Genomic DNA, 11356 nt, shown 5'->3' on the forward strand with positions numbered 1-11356 from the left:
TTTTTAAATAGTTTAATAATAAGAAGTTTAACAATAAAATAAAGGCTTTTCATTTAAAAATTAAAAAAAATACAATGCAGTAAAAAATCAAAAAAACAGCTTGTTTTGGCATTTTTTGAAGCAAATGTTAAAACTAATTACCTGTGTTTTCAATAAAAAAAGCTCTTTACAGGAGGAGTGTGAGTCAGGTTTTTATTCTAAAACTATTATTCAAGTATAATTTTCTGAGTGAATGTATAATTATTTAAAGCAATTTTTATGATAAAAACCTGATTACTAAATGGCAAATCCGGTGTCTGATATTCTGCTTGATCAATCTTGTTTTTAGTGTAAATAACTTTCCCTGAAACGTCATAAATATCAATTCGCTGAATATTTTCTTTAGGAGAAACTATTTTAACTGATTTGTTTTTTACAGCTATTAAAATTGTTTTTCCGATGTTTTCAACATTATTCCTATTCAAAGCTTTATCACTGTAATGCAAAACAAAACGATCATTAAATGTCCCTTTTGTAGTTGAAAATAAGTATGGATTTTCTTTAAGATTCTGTATTTTATTTAAAAACCGATCTTCAATATAGATATCCTGATTTAAAAACAGTCCATCCTGATCATCTATTTTTAAACTGAAGTTTCCGTCAACGGTGGTCTGATAGCCAAGGAAAACTGAATCTGTTTCAGAAAATATTTTGTCTGTTCCCTGAATTACAAGTTTTTTATTTTCTAAAATGCTATAGAAATTTACGAACTCATTCGCATTAAAAGTTTCAGCATTGTAGTCTGATATATCTGCCATTCCCTCAATATAACCAATCAGAATTTGTTTAAAAACGCCTTCCGGATTTTCTAAATTTAACCAAAAGCGGTGTTTTTTAATATTCGGTTCATTTGCATTTTTATTTTCTTTACCGGGTTTAAAAAAGGTTGAGTTTTGTCCTTCTACTCTCATACTATTATTAAATTCAACCATTCCTGAATTTTTACTCCTAACAAAAAATGCTTGTCCGGACGCAATTTTCCCGTCAGGAATTATTTCGTTTAATCCCGATGAAACTGAACTTCTGGTTCCAACCCCTCCTAATAGATTATAAACCGCATAATCATCTGATGTATATTTATTGTTTTTGAATGGGGTATTGTGTGTCCAGAAATAGAGTGTTCCTTTTATATTCCGGATGTTTTTTTCTATTAACAAATCAGCGTCAATGGCAGATGGATAGGGATTTCCAATCAAATTATAAGTACCTGGATTTCCTAACTCTAAATTAACAACCCCATTGTTCGGTATTCCTTTAAATGTTGCCTCAAATCTGGCAGGAGATGTTGTCGAAAAATCCTGAGGACCACGAATAATATATCCTTTTCCGGGTACCATACTATTTGATGATGTTTCAGAATTCCAATAACCTGATAAAAAATTAAATGAAAAAAAATTGCCTGATGATGTATTAGGCGAAACATCTATCAGTGTTTGATTTTGAACCGGTGATGACCAATAGGTATAATCTAATTTTAAAATCGGTGATGATTTTCTTTTTACCTGCACAATTCCGCTATTTACAATTTCATCATCATCCTGATATAAACCGGCGGTATCATTTAAAACTAAAGTTCCGGAACCATTGTAATCAAATTCAATTTTTAGGGTATTTCCGTCCAAAAGAGTTACTGTTTTTCCTTTATCAATTGTACAACTGCAAATACCCGCAGAGGTTAAATTGGGATAATCTGCTTTGAAAGTAACTTCTTTTCCTCCTGAAGGCAAACCATTTGACCAGGCAATTCCATTCCAGACGGTCGATTCCAGACAAATTTTTAAACGTGCAATTCTGTGTTTTGAATTTCCTGATACGGAATTAAAACTACCACCAATCATTAGTTTTTGGTCAGAAGTAAAATTCATAGTGTATAATTTTCCGTTTAAATTAGCCTGAAAACCGGAATCATATTCTCCCGATTTTAAAAGACGTATCAGCCTTAATGAGGGTTTTGTTTTATAAGTCCCGGAAAAAGTTCCTCCGGCTAAAATTTTATCATCGGGTTGCACAAGAAGGCTTAGGACATCTCCTTTACTAAAACCTGTATCGGATTCAAAAGTAGTATCCAGGCTTCCATTGGTATTTAATCTTAGAATCCGTTTTTGAGAAATCCCATTGTAATTCAAAAAAGATCCGCCAATAATTATTTTCTGATCAGACTGCAGGGCAATCGCATACACATTTTTATCAAAACCAGTTCCTATAGTAAAACCGGAATCAATACTTCCATTAGTATTTAAGCGTACGAGACCTGAAAACAAATTATTATCAAAAGCTGAAAACCTGCCTCCCACCAGAATTTTACCATCGGGCTGAATCAAAATAACATCGATAATAGCGTTTGCTCCCAACCCAACATTAAAACCGGAATCGCGTGAGCCATCCGGTAATAGTCTGATTATTCTGGTGGCCGGTGAACCATTATATGAGGTGAAATTGCCTCCCACAATAATTTTTTGATCAGGCTGGATTGCGATTGAATATATTTGACCATTAAAACCGGAACCTGTATTAAATGTAGGATCTATTTCTCCCTCAGGCTGAATACGGGCAATCCGATTATAAGCCGATCCGTTATATTTTGTAAAATTTCCTCCAAAAACAATTTTTCCATCCTTTTGTAAAATTGCTGATTTTATAAGATTATTTGCGCCGGACTGTCCTGTATTAAAAGTAGGATGTAAAGTTCCGTTCTCTGAAATTCTGGCAATTTTTGAGGAGAAAACTCCATTAAATTTATTAAAATTACCAAATACCATTGTCTGCTTATTTTCTAACGGCAGTAGCTTTAAAACAGAATTATCAAAACCAATTCCAGCGGATAAATATTCTGTATCGTATTCTCCATCAGCATTTATCTTTGCCAGTCTTCCCTGATTCATACTGTCAAAAACCGAAAAGGATCCGCCAATAAACCAGGATCCGTCAGCACCATGTTCTAAAGCTGTAACAGATGCTGATCCGGGACCTGAACCAATATCAAAATCATCTTTGAGAATTCCATTAGCGTCTAAAAGAAAAACACGGTTTACATTACTACTATTATAAGTTCCGGTAAAAGATCCTCCAACCATTATATTTCCCGATGCATCAGTTTTAAGAACCTGAACAGCCTCCTTGCTTAATCCTGAACCTGAAGAAAAACTTACATCAGGAGTTCCGTCCTGATTTAATCTAATAATCCTATTCGCAGTAATTCCGTTATAACTTGTGAATTTTCCGCCTAGTATAATTTTATTGTCGGGCTGCAAAGTCATTGCGTTTACATCGTCATTAAAACCTATACCGATACTAAAACTTGCGTCAATTCTGCCATCAGAAAATAAACGGACAATTCTATTTGCAGAAACTCCGTTAAAGGATGTGAAGTTACCAGCCAGTAAAATTTTACCATTAGACAGTACTTCAACGTTTGTAATATTTAAAGCTGATCCGCTTCCTGTATTAAAAGTAGTATCTAATGTACCGTTAGACAGTATACGTGCCACCCTGTTCACCGTAACATTATTGTATTTTGTAAAGCTTCCAACGATAATAATTTTTCCGTCAGATTGTGGGCAAATTTTATAAATAATTCCCGTTACAGCTCCAATTGAAGTATTGAGTGATGTGTCCTGAGATCCGTCTGTATTTAATCTGATTAATCTTCCGGCTGTTATTCCGTTAAAAGCTGTAAAGTTTCCACCAATTATTATCTTTCCGTCGGGCTGAATGTAAGAACAATAAACTTTTCCGTTTAAACCTGTTCCTGTATTAAAGCTATCGTCGATAGATCCATCTTCATTCAGTCGTGTTAAGTATGGTGAAGGTATTCCGTTGAGATTTAGATAATCGCCACCTACAATTAATTTTTCATCTGACTGTATAGATAATGTTCTGACTGTATTATCAAAACCATCACCAATTGATCCGTCATCAAGTGTATTAAATGTACGATCGATTTTACCTTGCTGTGCATATATTTCTGATTTGCTGCAAATGGCAAGAAAAGTGAAAAGAAGAATTATTTTTTTTATCAAAATCTAAAATTAGGCTTGTTAAAATCGTAAGATTAAACTGCTAATTTAGATTTTGTGTATAAATGATACAATACCAGTTTTAGGTGATATTTTTAGTTCTAACAAAAAATCCATTTGCCTTTCGACAAATGGATTTTTTATTAGAGTAAACTTAAGGTTTATATCTTATTGAAAGATAATTTTTTTGGTAACAGAGTAATTGTTGTCTAAAGTTACTTTTACCAACAAGACCTGATTTCCTGCCTGCAGATTTGATATCTGGAAGTCGGTTGTTCCGATTTTATTTTTGTTGTAAAGAAGCTTTCCTGAGACATCAAAAATAGTAACATCCTTAATAGTTTCTTTAGCTGAATTGACTCTGATTACCTTGTTTTTAACCGAAACCAAAATTCCGTTTTCGGTATTTTCAAAATCACCAGTACCTAATGTTTTATTAGTGTAACGCAATACCAGACGATCGGTAAAAGTACCTGCCGCTGTAGTAAAAGTAAATTTACCGGCTTTCAGGTCATGAACAATTCCAGTTGTCTTGTCCTCAATATAAACAGCGTGAGTAGCAAGGTCACCATCAGTCTTATCGATAGAAATCGTAAAATCACCTGCGATTGTACTTCTGTATCCTAAAGGAACAATGTCGGTATCTGCAAAAGGTAATGCACGTCCCTGTATCACATATTTCTTTTGGTCGTTAACACTGTAGAAATCGACATACATGTTTCCGTCAAAAGTTTTTCCGTCATAGTTTTTGTCAAAATCGTTTGTTGCGCCATCTACATATCCTACCAGCATTTGCTTGAAGGCACCTCCCTCATTGGTCAGGTTAAGCCAGATATGGTGACCATCTGTATCGGTTTCTTTTGCTGTTTTTCCAGGTTTAAAAAACTGGCCGTTATGGGTTCCGCCTTCACGCATATCGTTATTGAAATGAATTATTCCATCACTGGCTGCGCTGGCAAAAAACGATTGTCCGGCTGCAATATAACCCAATGGGGTATTGTTGTTGTTTCCTGAATTTCCACTTTTTGCGGGTGCAGTTGCTGTCCCACCTGTTAAATTATAAGAAGCGTAATCACTGGTCGTATATTGATAGGCACCGCCCAATACCACAGGAGTGTTATGTGTCCAGAAATAAAGAGTTCCGTTCATGAACAGGTTTGCTGCTAAAAACTTCGATGCTCTTATCGCGGACGGATATGGATTGCCGATCAGATAGTATTTACCGCCTAGTAATGATTCTCCTGATATAATACCATTATTCGGAACACCTTTAAAGGAAGCTTCATAATCTGCTTTTGCAGTGTTGGAATAGTTTTGAGGCCCACGGATAATATATCCTTTACCGACCATCATATCAGTGCTTCTGTCCGTTACCAGCCAGTTTGTTCCCGTAAAGCCCATATACATATTATATTGGGTTCCTTCAGAAACATCTATTAGTTTTTGAGGATTAACAGGTGTTGACCAGTATGTAAAATCGGCCTGACGGATCTGTTTGGTAATACGTTTATAGGTTATGTTTCCTGTATTTACAGAAGCATCGTTAACCTGAACCAGACTAGAGCTGTCTTCAAAAGTCAAACTGGCTCCCGTTGCAACATGTAATGCATTGGTTACTTTTAAGGTACGTCCGGTAGGTACAACAAGGTTAACCCCTGAATTGATTGTACAGGAACAAGCTTCTATATCCGCTGCGATTGTATAAGGACCTGCAAAAACAACAGCTTTAGTAGCATCTGGTGTACTGTTTGACCATGTACTTCCATCCCATGTTGTTGTTGATAAGTCAATGATCGTTACAGTTGCAGAAGGCAACGAAGGGCAAGTACCGTTGCTTACTGTAAAAGTATAGTTTCCTGCTATTAATCCTGTAACGGTGTAAGTTGTTCCACTGCCGGTTGTAACGTTAGATGCGATACCCGTTTGTGTCAATGTCCATGAGCCAGCAGGTAAATTATTTAATACTACACTTCCTGCTTGTGTACATGTGTAAGGAGTTTTAGTTCCTTGTGTTGGTGTCCCGGGTAACGGATTTACTGTAACAGTAGCAGAAGCAGAATTTAAAGAACCACAGCTGCCACTTTGCACAACTGCACGGTAAGAAGTAGTCGCAGTTAAGTTAGTAGCCGTAAGACTTGTAGTGGTGTTAGTAATTGTAGTTCCCGCTGTAGCGAAATTATTTAAAGATGATTCCCATCTTACAATATTTCCAATATGTCCAGTTAAAGTTAATGTTGTACTATTTGTTCCTGTACATACTGCTGTTGATCCTCCAACAGAACCTGCCACTGTTGCCGGAGAAACAGTCACCGTTGTTGAAGTAGAATTTAAGGCGCCACAGCTTCCGCTTTGTACAACTGCGCGATAAGAAGTAGTCGCAGTTAAATTAGTAGCGGTAAGACTTGTAGTGGTGTTAGCAACTGTAGTTCCTGCAGTAGCAAAATTATCTAAAGATGATTCCCATCTCACTACATTTCCTGTATTTCCTGTTAAAGATAAACTTGTACTATTTGTTCCTGTACATACTGTTGTTCCACCACCAACTGATCCTGCCACTGTTGCCGGAGAAACAGTCACCGTTGTTGAAGCAGAATTTAAAACACCACAGCTTCCGCTTTGTACAACTGCGCGGTAAGAAGTTGTTGCAGTTAAATTAGTAGCCGTAAGACTTGTAGTTGTATTAGCAATTGTAGTTCCCGCTGTAGCGAAATTATCTAAAGATGATTCCCATCTCACTACATTTCCTGTATGTCCTGTTAAAGTTAATGCTGTACTATTTGTTCCTGTACATACTGTTGTTCCACCACCAACTGATCCTGCAACTGTTGCCGGAGAAACAGTCACCGTTGTTGAAGTCGAATTTAAGGCGCCACAGCTGCCACTCTGTACCACCGCTCGGTAAGAAGTTGTTGCAGTTAAATTAGTAGCTGTAAGACTTGTAGTTGTGTTAGCAATTGTAGTTCCCGCTGTAGCAAAATTGTCTAAAGATGATTCCCATCTCACTACATTTCCTGTATGTCCTGTTAAAGATAAACCTGTACTATTTGTTCCTGTACATACTATTGTTCCACCTCCAACTGATCCTGCCACTGTTGCCGGAGAAACAGTCACCGTTGTTGAAGCAGAATTTAAGACACTACAACTGCCACTCTGCACAACCGCCCGGTAAGAAGTAGTCGCAGTTAAATTAGTAGCCGTAAGACTTGTAGTTGTATTAGTAATTGTAGTTCCCGCTGTAGCAAAATTGTCTAAAGATGATTCCCATCTTACTACATTTCCTGTATGTCCTGTTAAAGTTAATGCTGTACTATTTGTTCCTGTACATACTGTTGCTCCACCACCAACTGATCCTGCCACTGTTGCCGGAGAAACTGTTACTGTGGCAGATACAGAATTTAAAGCGCCACAGCTGCCACTCTGTACAACTGCCCGGTAAGAAGTTGTTGCAGATAAGTTAGTAGCCGTAAGACTTGTAGTTGTATTAGCAATTGCAGTTCCAGCTGTAGCGAAATTATTTAAAGATGATTCCCATCTTACTACATTTCCTGTATGTCCTGTTAAAGTTAATGCTGTACTATTTGTTCCTGTACATACTGTTGCTCCACCACCAACTGATCCTGCAACAGTTGCAGGTGATACGATAATAGCTGAAGATGAAGTTGCGCTTACAGCAGTACAGCCACTTGTATTAGTATAATTAATGGTTACTGTTTTACTAGTTGCCGTAAGATACTTCAAAGTTACTGTTTCGGATGTATTTATACCTCCAGAAGTGATAATATAATCCAATCCTGATGTTCCTGGAAAACCCCACACATAATTAGGCATTCCTGGTTGTGTAGTATAGGTAACATCTGTATTTATACATATTGTCGATGGTTGTACTGTAAAAGTCGGTACTGGTAAAGGATTTACTGTTACTGTCAAAGTAAAAGGAATTCCGGTACAAGTACCCGTAATTGGGGTAACTGTATAAGTTGCTGTTTGTGCTGTAGCAGTTGGATTTGTTAATGTTCCTGTTATACTTGCAGAATTTCCTGTGCTTGCTGCTGCTGCTGTCATTCCTCCTGTAACAGTTGGCACTGTCCATGTATAAACTGTACCTGAAGGAATAGTTCCATTTGTAACATTTGTTGGTGTTACTGTAAAAGCAACTCCAGTACAAGCGGGAGCTGTCATTGTGTTGATCGTAGCAGATGTTACATCTACCATTATTGACCCACTAGGAGTTGGCGTTCCTCCGCATGTTGTTACAACACGATAGTATGTTTTAACCGTTTGAGAAGTTGTAAATGTTGAGCCAGTATTTGCTATATCCAGATATCTAATCAATAGGTTATCGATTGCGTGTATGTCATTAGAACCTCCTGTCCTTGCTGCAAATTTAAATTTCCATGCTGATTTATTTGCAGAAAGATATGCCGCTGGTAAAGCTAAGTCCGATACTACGGTCTGGCCATTTATTTTAAGTAAAAGTCTTCCTTTTGCATCTACTGTTAAAATTACCGGAGTGTTTCCGGTAGTAGGTCTTAAAGACGGAACATCAATTGCCGAGTTATAAAGAGTGTTTCCGGCATATTGTATTCTCACACGACTTCCTGGTGTAACACCTTCATTGTCATAAGTATCAAACTGAACAATTATGCCTGAACCCTGGCCACTCTCTCCCCCTCCGGCATCACTTGCAATATCTCCTGCATAACTCAAACTAAAACCATCTGCTCCTCCGGTAGTAGGAATTTGATAATCAAAATTAACAGTAAATGCATCTACACTAATCCCCGGTGTACTTTGAATAACATAAGCCCCATTCAAACTATTTGTAGCAGTTGTTAAAACTAACTGACCTGCAGTTATAGCAGCACTTCCGTAAACATTTGTGTTTGCAGGTAATGAGTTAAAAGGTTCAGTACCAAAAAATGTTGTAGGTACCGGAGTTGCATCAGTCCATGGAGCATTCCCATCTGGAGATGTCTGCCATACATAAGTTGCTGCATCACCCAACGTACTACTTGGCAAAGAAAGAGTAAACGGTGCTTTTGGACAAACTGCCGAAGCAGTACTAGAAGCATTACCCGATGTTCCTGTACATCCGGATATTACATTTACAGTATAGTCTTCCATCTGTCCTGTACTCGCATTCATCGCACAAGGCGTAGAATTATAACCGGATAAACGTCCGATGATACGCATTTTAATATTTCCTGTAGCAACTGTCGGCACTAAAAGATAAACAGAAGCTGTTTTACCATCTGCGGTTGTTCCTACAGAGTTTCTTATAGTTCCTATCTGGAAATATTCGCCTGAATCAAGAAAATCTCCATCATTATTCCAATCAAAAAAAGCAGAATAATACATGTTTTGATCTCCGCCAGTATTTCCTCTTACACTTAATGCATAATATTTACCCTGCGTTATTTTAGTTGGTGTATCAGCAGTAAAATCTTCATATCCGGCAGTACCTGTGCTTGTTTTAAGCAATGTACTAAGAGATACAGATCTGATTTGATTAACTGCTGCAAAATCTGTACAGGTAGAACTAGTATTTATTATACCACTCGTTCCTGCAAGAAAATATGTATTGTCTTTATTAGCTGCTGCTGATGAAGTGCTTCCCCATGAACCGGCTAATGTGTTACTTCCTCCTAATGAAAGCCCCCCCGAAGTATGTGTATTGCTTCCTAAACTAACCTTAGATCCGGAATTTATTACTAAAAATTTTGTAATAGTTTTTGCAGCACTAAAAGTTATAGTCCCGGTATTGGCAATAATTACATTTCCGGGAAAAGATGCAGGAAATTCTACACCTGTTGTAAAATTTGCACCTTTGTTGTACCGCAAAGTCGAGGTTGAACTATAGGTTGGAACAGCAGATACTGTAGCAGTACCTTCTAAAGAAAGAACTCCATTTACTGTTACACCGGTAGTAGTTTTTGTACCAGCATTTGATAGTGTTAAATTAGTATATGTTGTTGGATACGCTGTTTGATTACCATTACGATCATAATTTACCGTTGAGTCAGTTCCATTTAAAGTTATCGTGTTTCCACCTGTACCTGTTAGATTAAAAGGAGTTCCAGCACCTAATAAAAGAGTGGCAGTCTGTGCGCCTGATGTTACACTAAAAGTAGAAGTATTAGCTCCATTCTCATTCACAGTCCTAATTTGACCATCTAAATCTAATGTTCCGCTCTCAATATAAAATCCAGCGTTATTATTATTTGTATCTCTTGTACTGTTCAATGTCAAATCACCACTTATGTTAAAGTTATTTATTGTTGATGTTAAGACGGTCGTAATTGCTGAAGAAGGGTCAGAAGAGGTTAATCCTATAGTAAGCGAGGTCGCCCCCAAAGTACCTCCTCCAAGAATATTTATCGATCTTGAACTTGTATTTGACGAATTAACAGTTATTGCCCCTGTTGTAAGTACAACACCATTATTTACAGTTAGATTCCCTGTATTTCCTGTAAATGTTATTGTATTACAACTAATAGTTGCTGTTACTACTGGATAAACAGCCGGAGATGAAACCGTTGGTATTTGAACATTATTACCAGCTGCCGGTACTCCACTTGGACTCCAGTTTGCTGCTGTATTCCAATCCGAACTTGTAGTACCCAACCAAATTTTCTGTGAGAAAGCGGTTGATTGTACAATTAAACACAATAAAAACGAATAGAGTAGTTTTCTAATCATATGGGTAGTGGTATTAAATTTCTAAATTTGTTTTTGGTGCTAAAACGTTATAAAAAAATACTAATAGTAATATATTATCCATAATATATTACTTACGTAATGTTTTTATTTTTGGTTTTAAAAACGTAAAAATCAGGCATTTAAATCTTTTTGTTTAACATTTGTTCAACAAAAAGATTTACCCTACAAAAATATTATAATTCTCTACATATGCAACTTTTTAAAAGAAGTCTTTTTGTGAAATTTAAAAACAATAGATTAAATTTTAACATAAAAATGATTATTTTTAGCATTAATAGTTAAAAAGAAAGAAAAAACTCATGAATTCATTTTTTACTCCAAAAGAAGCCTTACTGAAATTAGAACACTTTTGCGCCTATCAGGAACGATGTCACGCCGAAGTTGTTGCCAAATTATACAGTTTAAAAATGACTTCTGACGAAATTGATCTAATTGTTGTTCAGCTTATTGAAAGTAATTTTTTGAATGAAGAAAGATTTGCATGCAGTTTTGCAAGAGGCAAACACAGAATTAAATTTTGGGGAAAAATCAGGATTACAAATGAGCTTAAAGCGAGACAAATTTCTCCTGCAAATATTACT

The 11356-nt window shown here is 36.5% G+C and carries 3 protein-coding genes; 1 reads left to right on the top strand and 2 read right to left on the bottom strand.

The features are described 5' to 3' along the window. Positions 1–206: 206 nt before the first annotated feature. Together DCO46_RS20790 and DCO46_RS20795 are read right to left on the bottom strand one after the other, a co-directional pair. Positions 207–4058, bottom strand: a complete 3852-nt coding sequence (locus tag DCO46_RS20790) for a T9SS sorting signal type C domain-containing protein (RefSeq protein WP_243416369.1) — start codon at positions 4056–4058, stop codon at positions 207–209. A 165-nt stretch (positions 4059–4223) separates the two neighbouring features. Continuing rightward, complete coding sequence (locus DCO46_RS20795; RefSeq protein WP_116754401.1) at positions 4224–10754, bottom strand: T9SS sorting signal type C domain-containing protein; 6531 nt, start codon at positions 10752–10754, stop codon at positions 4224–4226. Positions 10755–11074: 320 nt separating this feature from the next. Between DCO46_RS20795 and DCO46_RS20800 the strand changes: the two genes are divergently transcribed. Then, on the top strand, positions 11075–11356 hold a 282-nt coding region (locus tag DCO46_RS20800; protein WP_165829039.1), incomplete at its 3' end, for a regulatory protein RecX.

This window comes from Flavobacterium sp. HTF, from assembly GCF_003105115.1.
GTDB lineage: Bacteria > Bacteroidota > Bacteroidia > Flavobacteriales > Flavobacteriaceae > Flavobacterium.